Origin of the sequence: Thiocystis violascens DSM 198 (genome assembly GCF_000227745.2) — a bacterium.
Taxonomy (GTDB): domain Bacteria; phylum Pseudomonadota; class Gammaproteobacteria; order Chromatiales; family Chromatiaceae; genus Chromatium; species Chromatium violascens.
Map to the genome: position 1 here is coordinate 3,455,854 of NC_018012.1, position 25,820 is coordinate 3,481,673.

At 63.6% G+C, this 25,820-nt stretch carries 22 protein-coding genes; 16 read left to right on the forward strand and 6 right to left on the reverse strand.

What is annotated here, in order from left to right:
- On the reverse strand, positions 1 to 1,548 hold the full coding sequence (locus THIVI_RS15310; protein WP_014779448.1) for an SDR family oxidoreductase: 1,548 nt from the start codon (positions 1,546 to 1,548) through the stop codon (positions 1 to 3).
- 191 nt (positions 1,549 to 1,739) lie between these two features.
- On the opposite strand from THIVI_RS15310, the gene THIVI_RS15315 reads away from it, so the two are divergent.
- Positions 1,740 to 2,519, forward strand: a complete 780-nt coding sequence (locus THIVI_RS15315; RefSeq protein WP_245537281.1) for a dienelactone hydrolase family protein — start codon at positions 1,740 to 1,742, stop codon at positions 2,517 to 2,519.
- A gap of 72 nt (positions 2,520 to 2,591) precedes the next feature.
- Here the strand turns inward: THIVI_RS15315 and THIVI_RS15320 are convergent, their stop codons facing one another.
- Positions 2,592 to 4,163, reverse strand: coding sequence for a methyl-accepting chemotaxis protein (locus THIVI_RS15320; RefSeq protein WP_014779450.1), 1,572 nt, complete (start codon positions 4,161 to 4,163; stop codon positions 2,592 to 2,594).
- A gap of 344 nt (positions 4,164 to 4,507) precedes the next feature.
- On the opposite strand from THIVI_RS15320, the gene nagZ reads away from it, so the two are divergent.
- The 12 genes from nagZ (at position 4,508) to pnp (ending at position 17,744) form a co-directional block, all read left to right on the forward strand.
- Positions 4,508 to 5,584, forward strand: a complete 1,077-nt coding sequence (gene nagZ, locus THIVI_RS15325) for a beta-N-acetylhexosaminidase (protein ID WP_014779451.1) — start codon at positions 4,508 to 4,510, stop codon at positions 5,582 to 5,584.
- Entirely contained in the window at positions 5,581 to 6,132 is a 552-nt protein-coding gene (locus tag THIVI_RS15330) for a hypoxanthine-guanine phosphoribosyltransferase (RefSeq protein WP_014779452.1), read from the forward strand. The genes nagZ and THIVI_RS15330 overlap by 4 nt, the downstream gene beginning before the upstream one ends.
- Before the next feature lie 292 nt (positions 6,133 to 6,424).
- Positions 6,425 to 6,886 (forward strand): hemerythrin domain-containing protein, encoded by a 462-nt coding sequence (locus THIVI_RS15335; RefSeq protein WP_014779453.1) that lies wholly within the window; start codon positions 6,425 to 6,427, stop codon positions 6,884 to 6,886.
- Positions 6,887 to 6,989: 103 nt separating this feature from the next.
- Positions 6,990 to 7,730: an S-methyl-5'-thioinosine phosphorylase gene (locus THIVI_RS15340; protein WP_014779454.1), complete on the forward strand. Its 741-nt coding sequence runs from the start codon at positions 6,990 to 6,992 to the stop codon at positions 7,728 to 7,730.
- A gap of 99 nt (positions 7,731 to 7,829) precedes the next feature.
- Positions 7,830 to 8,579: a hypothetical protein gene (locus THIVI_RS15345; RefSeq protein WP_014779455.1), complete on the forward strand. Its 750-nt coding sequence runs from the start codon at positions 7,830 to 7,832 to the stop codon at positions 8,577 to 8,579.
- A gap of 377 nt (positions 8,580 to 8,956) precedes the next feature.
- Positions 8,957 to 9,451 (forward strand): ribosome maturation factor RimP, encoded by a 495-nt coding sequence (rimP, locus tag THIVI_RS15350; protein WP_014779456.1) that lies wholly within the window; start codon positions 8,957 to 8,959, stop codon positions 9,449 to 9,451.
- Positions 9,452 to 9,484: 33 nt separating this feature from the next.
- The gene (gene nusA / locus THIVI_RS15355) at positions 9,485 to 10,987 is read left to right on the forward strand and encodes a transcription termination factor NusA (protein WP_014779457.1); all 1,503 of its coding nucleotides are present in this window, start codon (positions 9,485 to 9,487) and stop codon (positions 10,985 to 10,987) included.
- Positions 10,988 to 11,005: 18 nt separating this feature from the next.
- Positions 11,006 to 13,846 carry a translation initiation factor IF-2 gene (gene infB, locus THIVI_RS15360; RefSeq protein WP_014779458.1) on the forward strand — a complete coding sequence of 947 codons (2,841 nt, stop codon included), beginning with the start codon at positions 11,006 to 11,008 and terminating at the stop codon, positions 13,844 to 13,846.
- Between the two features lie 2 nt (positions 13,847 to 13,848).
- Positions 13,849 to 14,238 (forward strand): 30S ribosome-binding factor RbfA, encoded by a 390-nt coding sequence (gene rbfA, locus THIVI_RS15365; RefSeq protein ID WP_014779459.1) that lies wholly within the window; start codon positions 13,849 to 13,851, stop codon positions 14,236 to 14,238.
- 4 nt (positions 14,239 to 14,242) lie between these two features.
- Entirely contained in the window at positions 14,243 to 15,160 is a 918-nt protein-coding gene (gene truB / locus THIVI_RS15370; RefSeq protein ID WP_014779460.1) for a tRNA pseudouridine(55) synthase TruB, read from the forward strand.
- Between the two features lie 106 nt (positions 15,161 to 15,266).
- A complete protein-coding gene (gene rpsO, locus THIVI_RS15375) occupies positions 15,267 to 15,536 on the forward strand; it encodes a 30S ribosomal protein S15 (RefSeq protein ID WP_014779461.1) in 270 nt (89 codons plus the stop codon).
- 111 nt (positions 15,537 to 15,647) lie between these two features.
- On the forward strand, positions 15,648 to 17,744 hold the full coding sequence (gene pnp, locus THIVI_RS15380) for a polyribonucleotide nucleotidyltransferase (protein WP_014779462.1): 2,097 nt from the start codon (positions 15,648 to 15,650) through the stop codon (positions 17,742 to 17,744).
- A gap of 50 nt (positions 17,745 to 17,794) precedes the next feature.
- On the opposite strand, the gene THIVI_RS15385 is transcribed toward pnp, so the two are convergent.
- Genes THIVI_RS15385 through THIVI_RS15400 form a run of 4 tightly spaced genes read right to left on the reverse strand, consistent with a single transcriptional unit; the run spans position 17,795 to position 21,784 of the window.
- On the reverse strand, positions 17,795 to 18,613 hold the full coding sequence (locus THIVI_RS15385; RefSeq protein ID WP_014779463.1) for an ABC transporter permease subunit: 819 nt from the start codon (positions 18,611 to 18,613) through the stop codon (positions 17,795 to 17,797).
- Positions 18,610 to 19,518, reverse strand: a complete 909-nt coding sequence (locus THIVI_RS15390) for an ABC transporter permease subunit (protein WP_041447048.1) — start codon at positions 19,516 to 19,518, stop codon at positions 18,610 to 18,612. The genes THIVI_RS15385 and THIVI_RS15390 overlap by 4 nt, the downstream gene beginning before the upstream one ends.
- The gene (locus THIVI_RS15395; RefSeq protein ID WP_014779465.1) at positions 19,515 to 20,663 is read right to left on the reverse strand and encodes an ABC transporter ATP-binding protein; all 1,149 of its coding nucleotides are present in this window, start codon (positions 20,661 to 20,663) and stop codon (positions 19,515 to 19,517) included. Before THIVI_RS15395 ends, THIVI_RS15390 begins: the two co-directional genes overlap by 4 nt.
- Before the next feature lie 17 nt (positions 20,664 to 20,680).
- A complete protein-coding gene (locus THIVI_RS15400) occupies positions 20,681 to 21,784 on the reverse strand; it encodes a polyamine ABC transporter substrate-binding protein (RefSeq protein WP_014779466.1) in 1,104 nt (367 codons plus the stop codon).
- 286 nt (positions 21,785 to 22,070) lie between these two features.
- On the opposite strand from THIVI_RS15400, the gene THIVI_RS15405 reads away from it, so the two are divergent.
- From THIVI_RS15405 to THIVI_RS15415, 3 genes are all read left to right on the forward strand, one after another.
- Positions 22,071 to 23,666 carry an imidazole glycerol phosphate synthase HisHF gene (locus THIVI_RS15405; RefSeq protein WP_014779467.1) on the forward strand — a complete coding sequence of 532 codons (1,596 nt, stop codon included), beginning with the start codon at positions 22,071 to 22,073 and terminating at the stop codon, positions 23,664 to 23,666.
- 25 nt (positions 23,667 to 23,691) lie between these two features.
- The gene (locus THIVI_RS15410) at positions 23,692 to 24,552 is read left to right on the forward strand and encodes a COG3904 family protein (RefSeq protein WP_014779468.1); all 861 of its coding nucleotides are present in this window, start codon (positions 23,692 to 23,694) and stop codon (positions 24,550 to 24,552) included.
- A gap of 232 nt (positions 24,553 to 24,784) precedes the next feature.
- Positions 24,785 to 25,651 (forward strand): RnfABCDGE type electron transport complex subunit B, encoded by an 867-nt coding sequence (locus THIVI_RS15415; protein ID WP_014779469.1) that lies wholly within the window; start codon positions 24,785 to 24,787, stop codon positions 25,649 to 25,651.
- The last annotated feature ends 169 nt before the right edge of the window (positions 25,652 to 25,820 follow it).

Here is a 25,820-nt window from a genome sequence, read left to right on the forward strand (position 1 = left end):
TTACCTCGTTTGCGAACGGTTCTGTCGATTGCGTTGTGCCCGGATGTCCTGCTCGGCGCGGCGGCAGATCTCACGGGTTAGACCTTTGAAGAGCCTCCGGTGAAGAGGCTCCAGCGAATACCAGTACAGCAGTCCCCAGACCCCGGCTGGATGCCAGTAGGCGGTGGCGGTCAGACGGGTGCCCCCGGTGGTCAGCGGTTCCAGCTCGAATTCCAGCACGCCGGCACCCGGCGCGCGCATGCCGAACGCGAGGCTCAGACGGCGTTCGGGCTCGGCGCCCATCACCGTCCAATAATCGATGCGGTCGCCCGTGCGAACCTCCTCGGCATGGCGTCGGCCGCGCTGGAGACCCGGCCCGCCGACGATCCAGTCCATCCATTCGCGGATCGACCAAAGCGTGTTCAGATAGTAATAGCGATTGTCGCCGCCGATGGCCGCCACGACCCGCCAAACTGCGGCGGGGTCGGCGGCGGTCTCGGCGCTGCCGCTCGCGCGCTTGGCGTAATAGGCATAGTCGATCTGTTGATGGCGCACGGCAAAGGCTCCCTCGACCCAGCGGCTGACGACAGCGCCGCGGCGTTCGATCTCGAACGCGGCGCGCACGGCGTCCCGAAATCCCAGCAGGGGCTGGGGGACGAGACGACGCAGTTCCTCGTCCCGGGCGTAAAAGTCATGCCGGAGCCCCTCGATCAGGGCGCGGGCAATGGGGGTCGGCACCGAGGTGATAAAGCGCAGCCAATACGCGGACAGTTGCGGCGTCAGCACCGGGACCGGGATGATCCAGGGTGGCCGTTTGCCGGCTTCCTCGGCGAGGATACGCATCATCTCCGCGTAGGTCAGGGTTTCCGGTCCGGCCGCATCGAAACTGCGCGCGGCGGTTTCCTCCATCCAGGGCACCCGCGCGAGATACCGGAGCAGGTTTTCCAGCGCGATGGGCGGCGATTTCGCGCTGACCCAGCGCGGCGTGATCATCGCCGGCAGATGATAAACCAAATCGCGCATCACCTCGAAGGCGGCCGAGCCCGGTCCGACGATGATGCCTGCCCGGATCTCGGTCACCGGTACCGGTCCGCCGCGCAGCACCACGCCGGTATCGCGCCGCGAGACGATATGCTCGCTCTGCGCGTCGTCCGGCACCAGACCGCCCAGATAAACGATGCGTCTGACCCCGGCAACGCCCGCGGCCTGTGCGAAATGGCGTGCCGCCTCCAGATCCAGGCGCCCGAAATCCCTTCCGGCGGACATCGAGTGGACCAGATAGTAGGCGACCTCGACACCTGCCAGCGCGGCGGCGAGGGTCTCCGGGACCAGCGCATCCGCGCCGACGATCCCGACGCCCGGCCAGCCGCGCGCCTCCAGCACCGCTGGGTTGCGGGAGCAGGCGCGGACCGAGAATCCCTCCCCGAGCAGATAAGGCACCAGATGACTGCCGATGTAGCCACTGGCGCCAAAGACCAGGCACAGAGCCGGCAAGCCGGCGGCTTGCCCGGCGCTGTCTTGCCCCGACTTCTGAGGGATGGTCTGTTTCAACGCAGTCGAGTCAGTCATCGGACGACCTCTCGGGTGCCGGGCGCAACCGTGCGCGGGCCGCATTCGCCACGCGTTCGTTTCAGAATCGCCAGGAATGTCTAAACCTTAATCCTTGCAGGCAGAGGTGCATATCGATGCAACCCCCCCCGTCATTCATGAATCAATCGAATCGGACATGTTCGCGTCAAGCCAAGTTTACAGCGATCTTCATGGCTTGTCTGTTTGTGTCGGGTTGCACGGGGCAGTTTGTCCGCCAGGTCGGGGTCGGTGGCTTGCCGTCGGGACGGCCGGCCGGGATTGCCGTCGCGGACGGCGTCGTGCTCTCCAGGACCGCTTGCGCGCTGCGTTATCGGGTGTACCGACCGGCCGGCGTGGCCCCTGGCGATCTGGCGGTCGTGGGGCATGGGTTCCTGCGCGCCAAGGAGCGCATGACTGGGCTCGCGACCGCCTTGGCCAAGTCCGGCGTGACGACCGCGACACTGGATTTCTGCAACGATCGGCTCTGGGACGGCGGCCATGCTCGCAATGCGCTCGATATGATGACGGTCGCGGACGCACTCGGGGCGCGCCGGGTGGTGTATACGGGTTTTTCGGCCGGCGCGCTCTCCGCGCTGATCGCCGCCCGCAACGATCGGCGCGCGGTGGGCGTGGTGGCGCTGGATCTGGTCGATGCGCGGGCCTTGGGGGTCCGGATGGCGTCCGGTCTGAAGCCGCCCCTGATCGGACTGGTCGGCGACGCCTCGCGCTGTAACGCCTCTCAGAATGGACTAGCGGTCTATGCCGCCAGCCCGAACGCCGTTGTGCAACGAATGATTGGGGCGGATCACTGCGATTTCGAGTCGCCGACCGACTGGGTCTGCCGACTGACTTGCGCGCGCGGCGAGGCGAGCCCCGGATCGCCCCGCCAGGATATTCTTCGCGCGGCCACAGCGGCGGTGCAATCGCTGTTGCGGGATGCGACCGGGTCCGAAGCGTGCGGCGAGGAATGACGCGGCCGGCAGAATTCCAGTCTCCCCAGGCGCCGACAACCGGTCGGCGTTCCCTGGCGTTGGCTTGACGCCTCAGACCTTGTATTGATTCACCAGCGTGGCCAGCCGGCCCGCCAGATCCTCCAGATGACCGGTGGCCGACACCACGGAATCGGTGCTCTCCAACGTCTGCATGGACAGGTGCCGAATACTTTCCACATTGCGGTTCATCTCTTCCACCACCGCGCTCTGTTCCTCGGCGGCGGTCGCGATCTGAGCATTCATCTCGTTGATGCGGTCGACCGACTGCGTGATCGAATCCAGCGATCGGTCGGTCTCCGAGGCCGAGAGGACGCTGCGTTCCGCCTGCTCGCTCCCGCGCTTCATCACGGCCACGGCGCTGCGCGAGCCTTCCTGCAGACGCTGGATCATGGCCTGGATTTCCTGCGTGGCATCCTGGGTGCGTTGCGCCAGGGCGCGTACCTCGTCGGCGACGACCGCGAAACCGCGCCCCGCCTCGCCGGCCCGCGCCGCCTCGATCGCCGCATTCAGGGCCAGCAGATTGGTCTGGCCGGCGATGCTGCGGATCACATCCAGGATCTTGCCGATATTCTCCGATTCGTCGCCCAGCCGACCGATGGCCTCGGCGGCCTCGGAGACGCCTTCGGCTAGTTGCTGGATGCCGTGCACGCTCTCGCGCACGATCACGCGGCCCGCCTGAGCGTCGGCGCTCGCCTGGTGCGCCGCATCGGCGGCGGCGGTGGTGTTGTTGGCGACCTCGGCCACGGTGGCGGACATCTCGTTCATGGCGGTGGCGACCATGTCGGTTTCCTGGTGCTGCTGTTCCATCAGGCGATGCGTGGAGTTGCTCGCAAGCGCCAACTGGCCGACCGACACGGCCACTCCGGACGCAGACTCCTGGATGTTGCCGATCACCGTTGCCAGGCGGGACTGAAGCATCTTGATAGCCTGGAGGATCTCCGCCGTCTCGTTGTTGCGCACGACATGAATGGGGAAATTCAGATCGCCGGCGGCGATCTTTTTCGCCGCCGCGACACTCTCTCGAATGGGCGAGAAGATCGTTCGTGTGCTGACTTGCGCCAGAATCATGCCCGCCGCCAGCGTGGCCAGGCCGATCCAGAGGCTGCCGAACCAGCCGGCGGCGACCGCGCCCAACCCAACCAGCGTAAAAGCCAGGGTGATCCAGACGCCATGCCCGAATTCGGGAATCCATCGCCTGGGCAGATCCTCCAGCTTGCGCTCGCGCACCCGGGCGTAGAGCCGCTCCGCCTGGTCGATCTGCCCGCGCTTCGGTTTCGTTCTGACCGACTGATAGCCGATCAGGGTTTCGCCTTCGTAGACCGGAGTGACATAGGCATCCACCCAGTAATGATCGCCATTTTTGCAGCGATTCTTGACGATCCCGCGCCAGGGTTTGCCCTTCTGCACCGTCGACCAGAGATCCTTGAAGGCTGCCGTGGGCATGTCGGGATGTCTCACCACATTGTGATTGACACCCAGCAGTTCGTCTTCCCGGAATCCGCTGATGTCGATAAATGGCTTGTTACAGTAGGTGATGGTGCCCTTGGTGTCGGTGGTGGAGACGATCACGAGCGACGCGGCGTAATCGTTTTCCCGGTTGGTGACCGGCAGATTGATCTTCATGGTGATGGCCTGAGCGGGTCCGTGTGGTAGCAAGTGATGGCGTAGGGTGAAACAGCCGCTATCATCGCGCATCCGCGCCCGCGGGTATAAGGTGATTTCCTGAAAACAATCTGTCTATGGAGTAGCTGTTCATGGACGGGATGAGCCGTTTTCTCGGAAATCGCCTAAGTCATTCAGGCTAAGGGTCATCGTCGCCGATCGGGTCTGCGGTGGGCCCCTGTATTGGAGGCGGTTGCGTTCTGCCAGGCGGCGGGATTCGCCACTCGCCACTCGCCTGTGTTAAAAATGCCTACCTTCGATACTTCGCTCTCGACACGCACCGGCCACCGAACGCAGATCACACCATGTCGCTGGGATCTATCATGCTCGACCTCGCGGGAACGGCGCTCGATGCCGAGGATCGCGAGCTTTTGGTCCATCCCGCCGTCGGCGGGGTGATCCTCTTCTCGCGCAATGCCGAGTCGCCGGCGCAGATCGCCGAACTCACGGCGTCGATCCATGGTTTGCGCGAGCCGCGTCTGCTGGTCGGCGTCGATCAGGAAGGCGGCCGCGTGCAGCGCTTTCGCGAGGGCTTCACGCGTCTGCCGCCAGCGGGGCGTTTCGGCCAACTGCACGCGCGCGATCCGGCGCGCGCGCGCGCGGCCTGCGCGTCGGTGGCCTGGTTGATGGCCGCCGAGTTGCGGGCCGTCGGGGTCGATTTCAGTTTCGCGCCGGTGCTGGATCTGGACCGGTCGATCAGCCAGGTCATCGGCGATCGCGGCTTTGCGTCCCAGGCGATGCCGGTCTGCGATCTGGCCGCGGCCTGGATGGGGGGCGCCCGGCGCGCCGGCATGGCCTCGGTGGGCAAGCACTTTCCGGGACATGGCGGGGTCGCGGCGGATTCGCATGCCGAACTGCCGACCGATTCGCGTGGCCTCGCGGAGATCGAACGGGAGGATCTGGTGCCGTTCCAGCGCCTGATCGATCATGGCCTGGAGGCCGTGATGCCGGCGCACGTCGTCTATCCGTGCATCGATCGGCGACCGGCCGGATTCTCGTCGATCTGGTTGCGGGACGTTCTGCGCGGCCGGCTTGGTTTTCAGGGAGTCATTTTCAGCGACGATCTCAACATGGCGGCGGCCGGCGCGGGCGGGAATTATGTCGAGCGCGCGCAGTCCGCCGAGCAGGCGGGGTGCGACATGCTGCTGATCTGCAACAATCGGCCCGCGGCGGCGGCAATCGTCGAAGCCTTTGGCGACCGCCGCGATCCGGTCGTTGTCCTGCGTCAGGTGCGCATGCGGGGGCGCGGGCAATTCGATCGCGCGCGTCTGCGCGAACAGCCTGAGTGGGCGCGCGCGATCCGTTCCGTGGCTCAGCTCGAAGAGTTGGAGACGCGGGATCTCGGGCTGGCCGATCCAACCGAAACGGGGCGCGCGGGATGAAGCTCGACGCCATCGAGTACGCCGCCATTGCGGGTCGCGCCGACTGTCTGGTAACGCCCGCGGAAATGGACGCCGCGCTCGATCGGATGGCGGGCGTGCTGACCGAGCGCCTGGCGGGCAAGGATCCGCTGGTGCTTTGCGTCATGACCGGCGGGATCGTCGTGACCGGCCTGCTCCTGCCAAGACTTCACTTTCAATTGCGGCTCGATTATCTCCATGCGAGCCGCTATCGGGGGACGACCAGCGGTGGCGAGATCGTCTGGCGCTACCGCCCGTCGGAAGCGATTCGCGGCGAGCACATCCTGGTTCTCGACGATGTTCTGGACGAAGGCGTCACGCTCGACCAGGTGATCCGCGCCTGCCATGAAGACGGCGCCGCCAGTGTGCTTTCGGCGGTTCTGGTCGAGAAGTGCCGTCCGCACCAGTGCGAGGCCGATGTGGTGGGAGTCCGGGTTCCAAACCGGTATCTCTACGGTGATGGTCTCGACTATAAAAATTATTTCCGAAATGCCCATGGCGTCTTCGCGGTTGCCGACGAAGATCTCTGAATCGCGTCAGCGGCGGCATTCGTCGAGTCGGGCGGAGGCCGAATCGACGCGCCGGGAAGACCCATGGCCACAAGCGCCGCGGGATTTTTCGTGCTGAAGCGGTATTTGGCAAAATGCCAATATAATTAAAGGCTTTTTGACTATTTCGGCGGTTTGGTATACATCCTCTCAAGCAGTCCGGTGGCGCGCTTTCGAGGTGCGTGCGGTAGCGATGTTCGCTGGCCGGCGCGCGGCGGGGTCGGCGCGCCATCGGTGCCCACTCACGAGTGATCGCTAACGAGGATGACGAGGCATGTCTGACCTGAATGTTTACCGCAATTCGCACGCCGAACTGCGCCAGATGATCGACGATCTGAACTCGATTCTGACACCGGAACTGTTGAAGATCCGGCCGAACGCCAAAACCGCCTATGAGCTGCTCTGCGATCTCGGAAAAAAGGTGCGAAGCCATCTGGCGGATGAGGATCGGAGTCTCTATCCGACACTGCTGATTCATGAAGATCCGAAAATCAAGTCCATTGCCTGGGGCTTCATCAGCGGCGAAAAGCCGCTCCGCAAGATTTTCGACGATTACCACAAGCGCTGGCTCAAAAACTGCGATTTTAAATTTACCGACGATTTTCTGGCCGAAACCCATGAGGTCTTCGAGATGGTGGCCAGTCGCATCGATCGCGAGGAACAGGTGCTTTTGCCCAAGCTGCTGGAAATCGGAGTTTTTCAGGAAACGCAGCAGTCCGGATCCCCGAGTTTCTGAGCGCCTGAGGATCCCGAGGCGGCCAAGCCGGCACCAACGCTTCGGTTTGGTTTCCCGAACGCTCTCCGGTAGACTCCTGCGTTTTACCGGTTGTGGGGCGTGAATGTCTCTTCTTGCAATCATCGGGGGGTCGGGCTTTGCGGGAATTCCCGCCTTGTCGGTGCTTGATGCGCGGCAGGTCGACACGCCCTACGGTGAAACGTCGGCCCCTGTCACGCGGGGACGATTCGGCGGGAACGAGGTGCTGTTTCTTCCTCGTCACGGCCCGTCCCACCATCTGCCGCCACATCGGATAAACTATCGCGCCAATCTGTGGGCGTTGCGTGCCTGCGGTGCCAGGCGGGTGATCGCCTTGGCCGCGGTTGGCGGTATCACGGCGCGTTTTTGCCCAACCGCCTTGGCGGTTCCCGATCAGATCATCGACTACACCTACGGACGCGAGCACACCATCTACGATGGCGCGGCCGGGGGTGTCGAGCATATCGACCTGACGGCACCCTATTGCGAAGAGTTGCGTCTTGCCGTGATGGCAGCCTGTGACCGAATGGGACACTCGGTCATCCGTCAGGGAACCTACGGTGCCACGCAGGGGCCTCGATTGGAAACAGCGGCGGAGATCGGACGCTACGAGCGCGACGGTTGCGACATGGTCGGCATGACCGGTATGCCAGAGGCGAGTCTTGCGCGGGAGTTGGATCTCTGCTACGCCAGCTTTGCCTTCGTCGTCAATTGGGCGGCGGGAAAATCCGACGGCATCATCGACATGCGCGAGATCGAGACGAACCTTGCGCGTTGCGTGGAGCGAGTCGAGGCGGTGTTGATGTCCCTTGCGTCTGATCGATAATCGCTGCCCATGGCTTGCGGTGCGGCGGGCGTTGGCGAATTGAACGCCGCTTTACCGTTTTAATTCATCACGTTTGACTACTTGCAGGAGTAACGAAGCATGGCTGACTCGGAAACTACCGCCTCCCGTTCGACGTTCGGTTGGTTGCCGAAATTGATCCTTTGGGCAGTTGTGATCGCCTTTGGCTATCTCTACTTGAATTCCATCGATCAGGAGGAAGGTGGCTCGTCCACCTCCCTTCTGGAGAAAATCGCTCAGTTGAGCCCGATCCCGATTTCGGCCTTGCCAGGCTCGGCATCCAAGTCGGATCCCGCCGCGGAAAGTCAGGTCATGGCGAGTCCGGCTCAGCAGTCGCCGGCCGCCGAATATCCCGTTTCCAAGGCTCCGGAAACGCCCAAGGCCCAGGAATCCCGACCGGTCAATGAAGCGGAGTCGGCTGTTTTCGCAAGATCCCTGATGAACGAAGCGCCCGCGACGGCGCCTGCCGCCGTTCAGCGCCAGACCGTCGAGCAACCGCGGGTTCCGGCGTTCGATCGTCGGATGACAAATGATGCCGTGGCGCCATCCATGCCGGAGTCCGCGCAGTCCGCCGCCCCGCCAGCCTGGGCGGTACCGCCGATGATGGCGCCCGAAGAGTCCACGCCTCCGGTTCGGCAGGCTCCTTACGATTGGGAGTCGATGGCGAGGCAACAGGCGCGGATGCAGGCTGAATATGCCGCCATGCGCCGCGAGGCGGACGAGCGGATGCGTCAGTACTGGGAGGGCATGTCGGCGCCTGCCGCCGGGCCTTATGGCTATCCCGGCTATCCCGCGGGTTACGGCCCCGGAGCCGTCGCGCCTCAACGCTAAGGTCAATCCGCCGACGCGCGGCGGGCGCCCTCTGCCCGTCGCGCCGGACGGAAATTTTTTGCACGCGACTGCTGGGAATGCGGGTCAGCGGACACTTGCATGTTTCCTATGCTTCCATGCGCGATTTCGATACAGCGGTGGGAGATACTTGTGCTTGTGGCTTCGCGCATCCAGCCTTGCGCTTTATGGAAAGAGCGGATAGACTCCCAGTGCTTAAGGAGAAGGCGGTTTAGTCACCATCCACATCTGCCGTCCATAAGGCCCCGTTACGGGGTTTTTTTATCGCTCTCGAAATGGTGCCATGGGCTGATAAGAGCGCTATGGTGCGGTAATGAGGTTGGGCCAATGGCCCAATTTTTGTTTCTGAAGGGCGGATTATGCAGTCGGCAGACAGCAGTATTACCAAATTGGCGCGCGGGGTTGTGGAGCCCATGGGCTATGAGCTCGTGGGCGTGGAATTTTTTCCGCATGGTGCCAGTGGCGCCACGCTGCGGGTCTATATCGATCATGAGCGGGGCATTACGGTGGATGACTGCACCGCAGTCAGTCACCAGTTGAGCGGCGTCCTGGATGTCGAGGATCCTCTCCCCGGGCACTATGATCTGGAGGTGTCCTCGCCCGGCATTGATCGGCCGCTGGTCTTTCCCGAGCATTTCCAACGTTTCGCGGGTCGTCGCGTCAGAATTCGCCTGGCTGAAAAGCTGGATGGGCGCCGCAGGCTGGAAGGCATGCTGCTAGGTTTCGAGGCCGGAACGATCAAGCTGGATGCCGATGATCGTCTTTGGGAGATTCCGCTCGATGATGTGGAGTCCGCTCGTCTCGTCTACGAATTTCGAGCCTCGGGCGAGACGGCACGCAATGATGACGATTGATGGGTCGCAAGCGCTGAGTTGGATACAGGTAGCATGAGCAAAGAAATTCTACTGGTCGTCGAAGCCGTTTCCAACGAAAAGGACGTCTCCGAGGATGTGATCTTCGAGGCGATCGAGGCGGCTTTGGCATCGGCGACCCGCAAGAAACATGGCGGCGACATCGATGTCCGCGTGGTCATCGACCGTAAGACCGGCGACTACAATACCTTTCGTCGCTGGGAGATCGTCACGGATCCGGAACAGGGAGTGCTGGAGGCGCCATCCCGCCAGATCACGGAGTCCGCCGCCGCCATTCTGGAACCGCAGCTCGGCGTCGGCGACTTCATCGAGGAAGAAATCGAGTCGGTGCTCTTCGGGCGCATCGCCGCTCAGACGGCCAAGCAGGTCATTGTCCAGAAGGTGCGAGACGCCGAGCGCGCCAAAGTCGTCACGAATTTTGTCGAGCGCAAGGGGCAGTTGGTCACCGGCATCGTCAAAAAAGCCGAGCGCGGCTCCATTCTGCTCGACCTGGGCAATAACGCCGAGGCGCTGATTCCCCGCGAACATCTGATTCCACGAGAGTCCGTGCGTTCCGGGGATCGGATGCGCGGCTATCTCTACGATGTGCGTTCCGAGCTCAAGGGTCCGCAACTCTTCGTGAGCCGCACGGCGCCGGAGCTACTGATCGAACTCTTCAAGCTGGAGGTTCCCGAGGTCGGCGAGGGTCTGATTCAGATCCTGGGCGCGGCGCGCGATCCCGGCTCGCGGGCCAAGATCGCGGTGCGGACCACGGACCCCCGGATCGATCCGGTCGGTGCCTGTGTCGGCATGCGCGGCGCGCGCGTTCAGGCCGTCTCCAACGAGCTGAATGGCGAACGGGTCGATATCATCCTATGGGACGACAATCCGGCGCAGTTCGTCATCAATGCCATGTCGCCCGCGGATGTCGTCTCGATCGTCATCGACGAGGAAGCGCGCAGCATGGATGTCGCCGTCAAGGAGGAAAATCTGGCCCAGGCCATCGGCCGCTTCGGTCAGAACGTGCGTCTCGCCACTCAGTTGACCGGTTGGGAGCTGAACGTGATGAACGAGCAGGACGCGGCGGTCAAAAGCGAGCAGGAGGCCCAGCGTTCCGTTCAGAACTTCGTAATCCAATTAGGGGTCGATGAAAGCATCGCCGCGGTGCTGGTCGAGGAAGGATTTACCAGTGTCGATGAGGTGGCCTACGTGCCGCTCGCCGAGATGCAGGCCATCGATGAATTCGATGATGACACGATCGATATGTTGCGTGAGCGCGCGAATGACGTCCTGTTGACGCGTGCCATTGCCTCGGAAGAGGACGCCGGTCCGGAAGCGGACGACGATCTTCTGTCGCTGGAAGGCATGGACGAGACTCTCGCCGATGCGTTGGCCGCCTTAGGTATCGCCACCCTGGATGATCTCGCCGAGCAGTCAGTCGACGAACTCATGGAAATCGAGGGCATGGACGAAGAGCGGGCGGGGCGCTTGATCATGAAGGCACGCGAACACTGGTTCGTGGATGCCGCAGAGGAATAGAGGTTTAAAGGTCAGTCCATGAGTGAAGTCACGGTCAAGCAACTCGCCTCCACGGTCGGTATTCCGGTCGAGCGACTCCTTACCCAATTGAACGAGGCGGGCATCAGCGCCAGCGGCGCCGACGCTACCTTGACGGAACAGGAGAAAGTCAAGCTCCTTGGCTATCTTCGCCGCAGTCATGGCAAGGATGGAGAAGAGGACGACGGCGCGGCGCCGAGTCAGGTTACCCTCAAGCGTAAATCGGTCAGCGAATTGCGTCAGGTGACCGCGGTACCCCGCAGTACCGCCGGCGTCCGGCCCGCGCCACCGGCGCGCGGCAAGACCGTGAGTGTCGAGGTGCGCCGCAAGCGCACCTATGTCAAGCGCGGCGACGAGACACCATCCGCGCCGGCACCCTCTGCCACGCCCGCGACACAGCCCCCGCCGGCGTCGACCGCTCCCCCGCGTCGACCCCCTGTCGAGCGTCCGCGTCCCGCAAGAGAGCGCGCGGCGCCTAAAGCGCCGGTTTACGACGAGGTGCGTCGCCGGACCGAACTCCAGTCTTTGCGTGCCGAGCAGGAAGCGCGGCGCCTGGCCGATCAGGAAGATCAGGAATTGCGTGCTCGCGAGGAAGCGATCCGTCGTCGTGTCGCGGACGACGAGCGTCGTCTTGCGGAAGACGCGCGTCGGCGTGCGGAAGAGGCCGCGCGGATCGAAGCCGAGCGTCTGGCGTTGATCGAGGCCGAGGCCGAGGCTGCCCGCCAGGCGCTTGAAGCGCTTCAGGAGCCGGAGTCGGTCGTTGTGGAAAGCGAGGTCAAGAGGCCGCCGCCCGCTGCTCGCCCCCCGGCGTCAGCTCCTGCCGTTGCGCGTCGCGTCGAAGCCGCAAAGCCCAAAAAGGGCTGCGTCAAGAAGACTGCGGAACCCGAGGAAAAAGATCGGGCCGTCAAGAAAGCGGTGCGCAAGGATTCAACTCGCGCTCGCGAACAAATCGTGACCCCCAGAACCGATTATGAAGAGGTCGAGAGCGGTGCCGGGACCAGTCGGGGCTTGCGCCGCCGGAAAAAGACCAAGCCGGAACTCCAGGACAAGCATGTCTTTCAGCGGCCGACCGCGCCCGTGGTGCGTGAGGTTGAGATCCCCGAACTGATTTCGGTGGGCGAACTTGCCAGCCGGATGTCGATCAAGGTTCCGGCGGTCATCAAGGAACTGTTCAAGCAGGGCATGATGGTCACCATCAATCAGGTTCTGGATCGCGATACCGCCATCCTCGTGGTCGAGGAACTGGGCCATACGGCGGTGCTCACCGACAATCGCGACGCCGAGGGGACGCTGCTCGACGAGGTGCAGGAACAGGTGGAACAGGCCGAGTTGCGTCCGCGCGCCCCGGTGGTCACCATCATGGGCCATGTCGACCACGGCAAGACCTCGCTGCTCGACTATATCCGGCGCACCCGGGTCGCCTCCGGCGAGGCCGGCGGGATCACCCAGCACATCGGCGCCTACCATGTCGAAACCGAGAAGGGCACGATCTCCTTCCTGGATACGCCGGGCCATGCCGCTTTCTCCTCCATGCGCGCCCGTGGCGCCAAGGTCACCGATATCGTGATCCTGGTGGTCGCCGCCGACGATGGCGTCATGCCGCAAACCGTCGAGGCGATCCATCACGCCCGTGCCGCGAAGGTGCCGTTGATCGTTGCCGTCAACAAGATGGACAAGCCCGACGCCAACCCGGACAAGGTCATGCAGGAATTGACCCAGCACGAGGTGCTGACCGAGGAATGGGGCGGCGACACCATGATGGTCAAGGTCTCCGCCAAGACCGGCGACGGTATTGACGACCTGCTCGATGCCATTCTGCTCCAGTCCGAGGTGCTCGAACTCAAGGCGCCGGTGGACGGTCCCGCCCGTGGCGCGATCGTCGAGTCCAGTCTCGACAAGGGGCGTGGTCCGGTCGCGACCGTACTGGTCCAGGCCGGCACCCTGCGCCGTGGCGACATTATCGTCAGCGGCGGCGAGTATGGCCGGGTACGGGCGATGTTCAATGAGGCCGGCTTGCCGGTCGAATCCGCTGGGCCTTCCATCCCGGTGCAGGTGCTGGGACTCTCGGGGACGCCGAACGCCGGCGACGACGTGATGACGGTGACCGACGAGCGGCGCGCCCGCGAGGTTGCCGAGTTCCGCTCCGCGCGCTCGCGTCAAAGCCGCTTCGACGAGCAGCGTGGCGTCAGCCTCGATCAACTCTTTTCCCAGATCAAGGATGGCGAGCAGAAGAGCGTCAATCTCATCATCAAGGCGGACGTTCAGGGCAGTCTGGAGGCACTCAAGGACAGCCTGCTGAAACTCGCCAACGAGGAGGTCAAGCTCTCTATCGTGGCCTCCGGCGTCGGCGGAATCACCGAATCCGACGCCAATCTCGCAGTGAGTTCCAGCGCCATCATCCTCGGCTTCAACGTCCGCGCCGATGCCGCCGCGCGTCGCGTGGTCGACGAGAAGGGACTCGACCTGCGCTATTACAGCATCATCTATGAGCTGATCGATGACGTGAAGAAGGCGATCTCCGGGCTCCTGAGTCCGATCGTCACCGAGGAGATCATCGGACTGGCTCAGGTGCGCGACGTGTTCCGCTCCTCCAAGTTCGGCGCCATCGCCGGCTGTCTAGTCACCGAGGGCGCGATCCGTCGCAACAGTCCCATCCGCGTGCTGCGCCAGAACGTCGTGGTCTACGAGGGGGCGCTGGAGTCGTTGCGCCGCTTCAAGGACGATGTCAGCGAGGTCAAGGCGGGTACCGAGTGCGGTATCGGCGTCAAAAACTACAACGACGTGCAGCCCGGCGACCAGATCGAGGTCTTCGAGCGCACCGAGCGGGCGCGCGAGCTGTGAATGTGAAGGAATTCGATCGCACCGAACGCATCGGTGCCGAGTTGAAGCGGGTGCTGGCGGTGGCGGTGCGCGATCAGGTCCGGGATCCCCGGCTTGGCAACATCACGGTGCATGAGGTGCGGGTGACGCGGGATCTGGCGCATGCCAAGGTCTTCTTCACCTGCTTCCCGAGCGACGAGGACGCGCCAACCCAGGAGCGTCTGCTCAATGGCCCGCTGTCCGGATTTCTGCGTCATGCGATCGCGCGTGAGGTGCGTTTGCGCACCATCCCGCAGTTGCATTTCGTCTTCGACACCTCGATCGGCTATGGCGAACGCCTGTCCTCGCTGATCGACAACGCCGTCGCGACAGCGTCCCCCGACGCTCGTCAAGTCACGGATCAGGAGCCTTAAATCGATGGCACGTCGCCGCGATTCGGGACGTCATGTCACCGGAATTCTCTTGTTGGACAAGCCGCTTGGCCTGTCCTCGAATGACGCGCTACAGCGCGTCAAACGCTTTTATCAGGCCGCCAAGGCCGGTCATACCGGCAGTCTGGATCCGCTCGCGACGGGGCTGCTGCCTTGTTGTCTGGGCGATGCGACCAAGTTTTCCGCCTTCCTGCTCGACGCGGACAAGCGCTATCGCGTCCGCGTGCGTCTCGGCGTGACCACCACCACGGCCGATGCCGAGGGTGAAGTGGTCGAAACGCGCCCGGTGGTCGGATTCGACGAAGCGCGTGTGCGGGAAGTCCTGCGGGGCTTTCTCGGCGGGATCGACCAGATGCCGCCCATGTATTCGGCGGTCAAGCATCAGGGCCAGCGGCTTTACAAGCTGGCGCGCCAGGGCATGGAAGTGGAACGCCAGACGCGTCGAATCGAGATCTTCTCCCTGGATCTGCTGTCCTTCGAACTGCCCGAGATCGAACTCGACGTGCATTGTTCCAAGGGAACCTACGTGCGCACCCTGGCCGAAGAGATCGGCCGCGAACTGGGGTGTGGCGGCTATGTGAGCCAACTCAGGCGCACCGGCGTCGGCCCCTATGCCGAGCCCGCCGCGCCTTTCGTCACGCTCGATCAGGTCGAGAGCATGTCCGAGGACGAGACGCCACAACGCCTGGATGCACTGCTGCTTCCGCTCGACAGCGCGCTCGGTCACTGGCCCGCGGTGAAGCTCTCGGCCGACGCGGCATTCTATCTGGGGCAGGGTCAGGCGGTGCTGATCCCTCAGGCGCCGACCGAGGGATTGGTGCGTCTCTATGATGCCTCGTCCCATTTCGTCGGTGTCGGCACCATCCTCGAAGACGGCAAGGTGCAACCAAAGCGTCTCATTTAAACCGGCCAGATTCCCCTGAAGTCATTGTCGGGGAAATCGGTTTGGCGGTCGTCACCGCCGGATACGGGCCTTTTTTCAACGTCCCCACGAATTTAGGAGACAACCAATGACCATGACCGCAGTAGAAAAAAAGAAAATCGTCGACGAATATGCGCGCGCCGAGAGAGATACCGGTTCGCCCGAGGTTCAGGTCGCTCTGCTGACTGCGCGAATTCTGCAACTGACCGGACACTTCAAGGAACACAAACACGATCATCATTCGCGCCGTGGTCTGGTGCACATGGTCAACGCGCGGCGGAAACTGCTCGATTACCTGAAACGCAAGGATATCGACCGTTACCGCGATCTCATCGCGCGTCTGGGTCTGCGTCGCTAACCCGATCAGCCCCGATCTCGGCGAACGGGGGCGGTTCCGCCCCCGCTTCGCCCGCTCCTCGCGGTCCGGAGGCCGCGGGCTGCGCGGCCCAAACACCCCGAGGATATATTCGTGATTCCCACCCCCATCGTGAAGCAAGTGCAGTTCGGCAACCAGACGCTCAGGCTGGAAACCGGCGAGATCGCGCGTCAGGCCGACGGCGCCGTCATGGTCAACCTCGACGATACCGTGGTGCTGGTGACAGTGGTCGTCGACAAGCGCCCCGGCGTGGTCCGCGATTTTCTGCCGCTGACCGTCGACTATCAGGAAAAGACCTATGCCGCCGGCCGGATTCCCGGCGGTTTCTTCCGCCGCGAGGGGCGCCCGAGCGAGGGCGAGATTCTGACCTCGCGCCTGATCGACCGGCCAGTCCGTCCGCTGTTCGCCGAGGGCTTCACCCGCGAAGTTCAGATCATCGCCACGGTCAAATCGCTGAACCCGGCGGTCAATCCCGAGGTTCCGGCGTTGATCGGCGCCTCCGCCGCGCTCTCGATCGCGGGTCTGCCCTTCAATGGCCCGATCGGCGCGGCGCGGGTTGGTTACAAGAACGGCGAGTACATTCTCAATCCAGCCGTCATCGGTCTTGGACCAGATTCGGATCTGGATCTGATCGTCGCCGGCACCGACCAGGCGGTCCTGATGGTCGAATCCGAGGCGCGCGGCCTGTCCGAGGAAGTCATGCTCGGGGCGGTGCTCTTCGGTCATGAGCAGATGCAGGTCGTCATCCAGGCCATCCGCGAACTGGCCGCCGAGGTCAACAAGCCCGAATTACCCTGGACCCCGCCGGAACCCAACCAGGAATTGGCAGACGCCGTCGCGAACGCCTGCGGCGAGCCGATCGCCACCGCCTACCGGATCCGCGAAAAGCAAGTGCGTTACGCGGCACTCGACGCGGCCCGCGCGTCGGCACTCGATACGCTGGTCGGCGAGGCGCCAAAATGGACCGAGGCACAGGTCAGGACGGCCATCGAGCAACTTGAAAGCACCACGGTGCGCGGGTCCATTCTGGCCGGCAATCCGCGCATCGACGGCCGCGACGGCAAGACCGTGCGCCCGATCACGATCCGCACCGGCGTCCTGCCGCGCACCCACGGCTCGGCGCTCTTCACCCGTGGCGAGACCCAGGCCATGGTCATCACCACCCTCGGCACCGAGCGCGATTCGCAGATCATCGACGCACTCGAAGGCGAGCGGCGCGAGCATTTCATGCTGCACTACAACTTTCCGCCCTTCTGCGTGGGCGAGACCGGACGGGTCGGTTCGCCCAAGCGGCGAGAGATCGGTCACGGGCGTCTCGCCAAGCGCGGCATTCTGGCCGTCATGCCGAGCATCGAGGAGTTCCCCTACTCGGTGCGCGTGGTCTCGGAAATCACCGAGTCCAACGGCTCCAGCTCGATGGCCAGCGTCTGCGGCACCAGTCTGGCGCTGATGGACGCGGGCGTCCCGATCAAGGCGCCGGTGGCGGGCGTCGCCATGGGTCTGATCAAGGAAGGCGACCAGTTTGCCGTCCTGACCGACATCATGGGTGACGAGGACCATCTGGGCGACATGGATTTCAAGGTCGCCGGAACCGTCGCGGGCATCAACGCGCTGCAGATGGACATCAAGATCCAGGGCATCACCAAGGAGATCATGGAAACCGCGCTCGCTCAGGCCAAGGACGGACGGCTGCACATCCTCGGCGAGATGGCCAAGGTCATCCAGGCGCACCGCTCCGAGATGTCCGAGCATGCCCCGCGCATCATCGAGTTCAAGATCCATCCCGAGAAGATCCGCGATGTCATCGGCAAGGGCGGCGCCGTGATCCGCTCGATCACCGAGGAGACCGGCGCCACCATCGACATCAACGACGACGGCGTGGTCAAAATCTTCTCGGTGGAGAAATCCGCCGGCGAAGAGGCCAAGAAGCGCATCCGTCTGATCACCGCCGACGTTGAAGTGGGCAAGATCTACGAGGGCAAGGTCGCGCGTCTGATGGACTTTGGCGCCTTCGTCACCATCCTGCCGGGCCGCGACGGTCTGGTGCACATCTCGCAGATCTGCGAGGAGCGCGTCCAGTCGGTCAGCGACAAGCTCAAGGAAGGCGATCAGGTGCGGGTCAAGGTACTCGAAGTCGACAAGCAGGGCCGTATCCGTCTGAGCATGAAGGCGATCGAGCCGGGCGAATAATCCCGCTCCACCGATCTTCGGAAAGACCAAGGGGCCTGATGGCCCCTTTTTCATGCGCCGCGTTTTTGTGCTCGATCCGGTTTCTGCCGCATCGTCCAACCCGCGACGAGCACCGCGAGAGCCACGATGGCCACGATCAGGGTCGCGAGCGCGTTGATCTGAGGCGATACTCCCATACGCACGCTGGAATAGACCACCATCGGGAGCGTGGTGGAGCCGGGGCCGGAGACGAAGCTCGCGATGACCAGGTCATCGAGCGAAAGCGTGAAGGCCAGCAGCCAGCCGGAGAGCAACGCTGGCGCGATCAGCGGCAGGGTGATGCGCAGATAAACCGTGAGCGGACGGGCGCCCAGGTCCATCGCCGCCTCTTCGAGCGAGGCGTCCATGCGCGCCAGCCGCGAGCGCACCACGACCGTGACATAGGCCATGCTGAAGGTGATGTGGGCGATGGCGATGGTGGTGAAACCGCGTCCGTCCGGCCAGCCGATGGTCTGTTGCATGGCGACGAAGAGCAGCAGCAGCGAGAGTCCGATGATGACATCCGGCATCACCAGCGGCGCTGTCAGCAGCAGTTCGAAGCCGGTGCGTCCGCGAAAGCGACCGTGACGCGTCAGCGCATTGGCCGCCAGGGTGCCCAGGATCATGGCGACCGTGGCATTGACGGCGGCGATGCGCACGCTGAGCCAGGCCGCGTCCAGCAATTGACGGTTGTGCAGCAGTTCGCCGTACCACTTGAAGGAGAACCCCGACCAGACGGTGACCAGTCTGGATTCGTTGAAGGAATAGAGAATCAGCAGCAGGATCGGCACATAGAGGAAGGCGTAGCCGAAAATCAGCACGCCGAGCAATGGCCAGGAGCGACGTTTCATGTCGAGCCCTCCTCCATGCGCGTCTGTAGACGCTGCATCAGCACGAAGGGGACGACCAGCAGGGCGAGCAACAGGATCGCCAGCGCCGCGGCCAGCGGCCAGTCCTTGTTGGAGAAGAACTCCGTCCAAAGCAGCTTGCCGATCATCAGGCTTCCCGGACTGCCGAGCAGGTCGGGGATCACGAATTCGCCGACCACCGGGATGAAGACCAGCATGCTACCCGCGACGATGCCGGCCATCGAGAGCGGCAGCGTGACCCGCAGGAAGGCCCGGATAGGACGACAGCCGAGATCCGCCGCGGCCTCCAACAGGGTCGGGTCGAGACGGGTCAGGTTGGCATAGAGCGGCAGGATCATGAAGGGCAGGTAGGAATAGACCACGCCGATATAGACCGCGCTCTGGGTGTGCAGGATGTGCAGCGGCGTATCGATAAGACCGGTCCAGAGCAGAAAATTGTTCAGGATCCCGTTGGTCTTGAGAATGCCGATCCAGGCATAGACGCGGATCAGAAACGAGGTCCAGAAGGGCAGGATGATCAGCATCAACAGGATCATTCGTCGGCGCTCGGGGGCGGTCGCGATGGCATAGGCCATCGGATACCCCAGCAGCAGACAGAAGACCGTGCAGATGAAGGCGACCCACAGCGAGTTCAGCAGGGCCGCCAGATAGATGTCGTCCTCCCAGATCAGGGTGAAGTTCTGCAGATTGACCTGAATCTGGAGCATGCCGTCCCCGATCCATTCCCACAGCGCGGTATAGGGCGGCTGGGCGAGAGCGGGCTCGGCGATGGTGATCCGCAGCACGATCGCGAAGGGCAGCAGGAAGAACAGTCCCAGCCAGAGATAGGGGATGCCGATGTTGACCAGGCGGCTCAGGCGGTGCGAATGGGTGGGCGGTGCGGTCATTCCGTTAGCACCACGCCGCTCGTCGGCGACCATTCGATCGCCACTTCCTGCTCCCAGGTCAGCGCCTGCTCGGTGCGTGGCTGGATGTTGGTCAGGGTCATTTCGACCAACTGACCGTCGCCAACCCGGATCCGATAGATGGACACGTCACCCAGATAGGCGATGTCCTCCACCATGCCCTTGAGCTGATTGACGCCATCCTCGCGGTACTCCTGACAGAGACGCATCTTTTCGGGACGCACCGCGACGGTGACCGGCGTGCCGATGGGATGCGGCAGAAAACTGCGCATGTGGATGGGGCGGCCAAGGCGGGTGTCCACCACCACCCGGTCGCCGTCGCTCGACACGATCTTGCCCTCGAACAGGTTCACCGACCCGATGAACTCGGCGACGAAGCGGCAGCTCGGAAATTCGTAGATCGCGGTCGGGGTGTCCAGTTGCATGATCTGACCGGCGTCCATGATCGCGATCCGGGTGGACATGGTCATGGCCTCCTCCTGATCGTGGGTGACGGTCACGAAGGTAATGCCGAGGCGTTCCTGGAGGTTGACCAACTCGAACTGGGTATTCTCGCGCAGCCGCTTGTCGAGCGCCCCGAGCGGTTCGTCGAGCAGCAAGAGCTTGGGATGCTTGGCGAGACTGCGCGCCAGCGCCACGCGCTGGCGCTGACCGCCGGAGAGTTGTTCTGGCCGGCGTTTGCGCAGCTCGGCGATTTTGAGCAGATCCAGCATCTCGCCGACCCGCTCGGCGCGTTCCCCGCGCGGCAGGCGATCCTGTTTGAGACCGAACTCCACGTTCTGCTCCACGCTCATGTGCGGGAAGAGCGCGTAGGACTGGAACATCATGTTGACGGGGCGCGAGTAGGGCGGAACATTGGTGACGTCGACGCCGTCGATGAAGATCCGCCCGGCACTGGGATATTCCAGCCCCGCCAGCAGCCGCAGCAGGGTCGATTTACCGCAGCCGGAACTGCCCAGGAGCGAAAAAAACTCGCCCTGGAAAATGTCCAGGCTCAGATCGTCGACCGCGTAGACATCGCCGAATTTCTTGGTGACCCGTTCGATGCGCACGTAGGGCGCGGCCTTGGGATCCTGCCAGGGTTCGAGACGGGGCGCGGTGAGACGGCGTTCGGCGAGAGTGGCCATGCGGTCGGCTTCCTGGATTAACGGTTGGTCTTGAGCCGGGTCCAGAGTCGGTTCAGGTTGCGGATCTCGGCATCGCTGCGCTCGGCGGGCACGAAGAGTCGCTGCTTGACCTCGGCGGGTGGATAGATGCCCGGATTGCCGCGTAGGTCGCTATCGATCAGCGGGGTCGCCGCCAGATTGGGATTGGCGTAGTAGACATAATCGGATGCCGCCGCGATCACCTTGGGATCGAGCAGATAGGCGATGAAGGCGTGGGCCGCCGCCGGGTTGGGCGCATCCTTGGGAATCGCCATCACATCGGTCCAGAGCGCCGCCCCCTCGCGCGGAATCCGATACTCGAGATCGACACCCTTGCCCGCCTCCTCGGCGCGTTCCTGAGCCTGCAGGACATCCCCGGAATAACCGTGAGCGACGCAAAGATCGCCATTTGCCAGATCGCTGATGTATTGCGAGGAGTGGAAATACCGGATGTGCGGATGCACGGCCTTGATCAGCGCCGCAGCGGCGTCCAGATCGGCCTTGTCGAGACTGTTCGGATCCTTGCCCAGATAAACGAGCGCGGCCGGGAAGATCTCGGTGGGATCGTCGAGCAGACTGATGCCGCAACCGGCCAGCTTGGCGGCCTTGTCGGGGTCGAAGATCAGTGCCCAGGTGTCGAGTTCCGCATCCTCGCCCAGCGCGGCCTTCACCTTCTCCAGATTCAGCCCGAGCCCCGACGTGCCCCACATATAGGGCACCAGATGGGCGTTGTCCGGGTCGATCGCGGCCAGGCTTGACATGATGTCGGGATCCAGCTTGTCCAGGCCGAGCAGCTTTGACTTGTCGAGCGGCAGATAAAGCCCCGCCTTGATGTGGCGCGCCGCGAAAGGCCGCGCGGTCGGGAAGATCAGGTCATAACCGCTGCTGCCGGCGAAGAGCTTGGCCTCCAGCACCTCGTTGGCGTCGTAGACATCCAGCACCGGCCGGATTCCGGTTTTTTCCTGGAAGCCGGACAGGGTGTCCTCGGCGAAATAATCGCTCCAGTTGTAGAGATGGACCTGTTCCTCGGCGTGGCCGACGGAGATGGTCGACAATAGGCAGAGCGGAATGAGCAGGCGAACGCCTGAAATGACCCTGTGCATTTGGTTTGCCCTCAAGTGGAACCTCGAACGGATCGGCTGGCGACCTCGGTCGCAAGGGGCGTCATGCTACTGCATTCCATGTTACGCGCGCATGACGACTTCAATGATATCTATCCTGATCGCCAAGCCCGGAAAGCGACCGGATTCGGTTCACGAGGCGCGCGCCGGATCGGAAAGAATGAACCGCCCGACCGCTTGGCGCTAAACTAACCCGCAACGATCAATCCCTGTCCCACGGCTGATCGGATGCCTCGCGCACCGATCCAACCCCATTCGGATTCGACCTATGATTTCGCTCCTGGACTATGGCGCGGGCAATGTCCGCAGTCTGCGCAACGCCATTCATGCGTTGGGTTTCTCGCTCACCGAGATCGCGCGGCCCGAGGATATCCTCCAGGCCGAAAGGTTGATTTTTCCTGGCGTCGGCGCCTTTGGCGCGGCGATGGAGCGGTTGCATCGGCTCGGCTATGTCGAGCCGCTGAAGGAGTATCTGGCCACCGGTCGGCCCTTTCTCGGGATCTGCATCGGTTTGCAGGCGCTCTTCGAGGGCAGCGAGGAGTCGCCCGGCGTGGCGGGGCTGGGGTTGATTCCCGGCCGGATCCGCCGCTTCGACGCCAGTGATCTGTCGGTTCCGCACATGGGTTGGAACGACGCGCGAGTGGAACGCGCCTCGCCCCTGTTCGCCGACTATGCCGGCGAAAAGCTCTATTTCGTGCATTCCTATCGCGCCGAGCCGAGTCCCGAGAATGCCGACTGGCGTCTCGCGACGACCGATTACGGCAGCCCCTTCCTGAGCGCGGTGCAACGCGGACGGGTTGCCGCCGTGCAGTTCCATCCGGAGAAGAGCGGCGCGGCAGGACTGCGGCTGCTCCAGCATTTTCTCGCCGCCGACGCGGGCGGCGCGCCGGTCGCCGGCTGGTCGCCGCGCCCGGCCGATGCCCCGACCCATTTCGCCAAGCGCGTCATTGCCTGCCTGGACGTGCGCGCGAACGATGCCGGCGATCTGGTCGTGACCAAGGGCGATCAATACGACGTGCGCGAATCCGGCGAGGTCCGCAATCTGGGTAAGCCGGTCGAACTGGCCCAGCGCTATTACGAGGAAGGCGCCGACGAGATCACCTTTCTCAATATCACCGCCTTTCGCGATTTCCCGCTCGCCGACCAGCCCATGCTGGAGGTGCTGCGGCGCACCTCCGAACGGGTATTCGTGCCGCTGACCATCGGCGGCGGCATCCGCGCCTTCACCGACGCCAGCGGCACGTCCTATTCGGCCCTGGACGTGGCCGACGAGTATTTTCGCTCCGGGGCCGACAAGATTTCCATCGGCTCGGACGCCGTCGCGACTGTCGAGCGCTATCTGGAGCGCGGTTGCGGGGACGGGACCAGCGCCATCGAGGAGATCGCCCGCGTCTACGGCAATCAGGCCGTGGTGATCTCGATCGACCCGCGTCGCGTCTATGTCCGTTCGCCGGACGAGACGCGCCACCAGACGGTCGAGACGGCGACGCCCGGACCCGATGGCGAGCGCTATTGCTGGTTTCAATGCACGATCAAGGGCGGGCGCGAGGGGCGCGATGTCGACGCGGTCGAGCTGGCCCGCGTCTGCGAGGCGCTGGGCGCCGGGGAGATCCTGCTGAACTCCATCGACCGCGACGGCAGCGGGGCCGGGTTCGATCTGGAACTGATCGGCGCGGTCCGCGCGGCCGTGAGCATTCCGGTGATCGCCTCCAGCGGGGCCGGCTGCGTGGAGCATTTCGCCGAGGTCTTCGCCGCGACCGGCGTCGAGGCGGCCTTGGCCGCCGGTATCTTCCACCGGCGCGAGGTGCCGATTCAGGCCGTCAAATCCTATCTGCGCGAGCAGGGGATCGAAACGCGGGTTTAGCGGCTTTTTTCCAGGAACGGGGGCTATGTCGAGACGCGTCGTCACGGTGGGAGCGCTCGCGCTGCTGTTCGCCCTGTCCGGCTGCGCTCTCGATCGCCGGGACGCGCCGGCGCCGGCGCCGGCGCCTGCGGGGATCGCTCGTGATGAACTGCTCTCGACCCTCGCGGCCTGCCATCTGCTGCGGGTCGGGCAGACGAACGACGTGGCCGTGTCCGATGCGGTCGTGATCGCCGCCGCGGATCGCTACGGCTTGACGGTGGACGCCATCGTCGAACGCTCCAATCGCTTGATCCAGGAGTATCGAGCCCTCGGGCCGGTTCTGGTCGCGCTGGCCGTCGATGCCTGCCGGAGTCTTTCCGCCGAGACCGGAGTCACCTCCGCGCTGATGCGCTTCGAGCCAGATGGCCGTCCGCGCATGGTCTGGCTGCGCATCGACGACGTCGAGATGACCGAGGGTTTCGCGGAACGCGTCATGGTCGAGTTGCGCCAGCGCCGGGCGATCGGTCTGGTCATCAATAGTCCGGGCGGCTCGGTGCATGAGGCCCGCAAGCTGGGGCGCTGGCTGCGGGCGAACGGTCTGCGCACGGCGGTCGACCGGGTCTGCACCTCCGCCTGCGTCGATGTGCTGGCGGGGGGCGTCGAGCGTTATGTCACCCGCGATGCCCGGCTTGGGGTGCACCAGAGCAAGGTTCCTCACCTCTACAGCAGTCATGAAGGCGGGCAGCTCTATGTAGCCGATTCGGCTCGCTATCTGCGCGAGATGGGGGTCGACGCAGAGATGGCGATCGCCGCCGCCTCGGTGCCGAACGACAAAATTCTGCTGATTCCCTTGTCCGATGCGCTGGCGACCGGTCTCGTGACCGGTGTGGTCGACGGTTTTCAGTGATAAAAATAATCGGAATCAACCTCTTCTGTCAATTTCAATACTGACGATTTATATAATTACGAATATTAATAGATCATAAATCCGTAAACTTCGTTCAGTTTTTGGTGGCCCCAGGCGTCTATCCTCCGTCGATCAACCTGGTCTCTCCACCAGCCATCCCGAAGCCTGGCGAACGGTTTTCCGATTCCGTCGCCGTGCTTCCCAGGCCGCCCTTGCGCGGGATTCGCAGTCTATGGCAATCATTCTCACTGCCGTCGGTTTCATGACCGCACTCGGTCTGGTCCTCGCCGTCTTGCTGGTGCTGGCGAACAAGCGGCTGTTCGTCTTCGAAGATCCCCGTATCGATCAGGTCGAGGGGCTGTTGCCCATGGCCAATTGCGGTGCTTGCGGCACGGCCGGATGCCGTCCGTTCGCCGAGCAGCTGGTCAAGGGCGAAACCGAACCGGGTAAATGCACGGTCAACTCCAAGTCGATGAATCAGATTATCGCCGATTTCCTGGGCGTCGACCTGGGGGCCACCGAGAAGCGGGTCGCGCGTCTGGCCTGCGACGGCGGCGGCAATGTCGCCTATGTGCGCGCCAACTACAGCGGACTTCCTTCCTGTCGTGCCGCCGCGCTGGTCGCCGGTGGGGGGCGCGGCTGCTCTTGGGGCTGTCTTGGCTTCGGCGATTGTGAAGTGGTCTGCGGCTTCGATGCGCTCTACATGAACAAGCAGGGCATTCCGGTCGTCATCGAGGACCAGTGCACCGCCTGCGGCGATTGCGTGACGGTCTGCCCGAAGGATCTCTTTAGTCTGCATCCGGTGAGTCACCGCCTCTGGGTCGCCTGCATGAATCTGGAATTCGGCGATGAAGCGGAGCATCACTGCGAGGTCGCCTGCACTGCCTGCGGGCGCTGCGTCCAGGACTCGCCGGAAGGCTTGATCGACATCCAGGACAACCTGGCCGTGATCGATTACAGCAAGAATTCGCTGGCGTCCACGGTCGCGATCGAACGCTGTCCGACCGGCGCCATCGTCTGGCTGGAAGCGGATGGCCGGGTCATCAAGGGCCGGGATGCTCGCAAGGTTTTGCGTAAGGGGGCGCTGCCGGTGGTTTAGACCGGAGAGCACGCCCAGCGATTTCCCCGCATTTGAACGGACGCGCTTGAGATCAGCGATTTGGTCACTGGTTCACAGTCGGCCGCGTCGGAGTCTATTAGAACAATACCCCTTTGCGTCCCCTGCGCCCGCGTGGCTCAAGGTCGGCTTTGGCGGTTCACCACGAGAG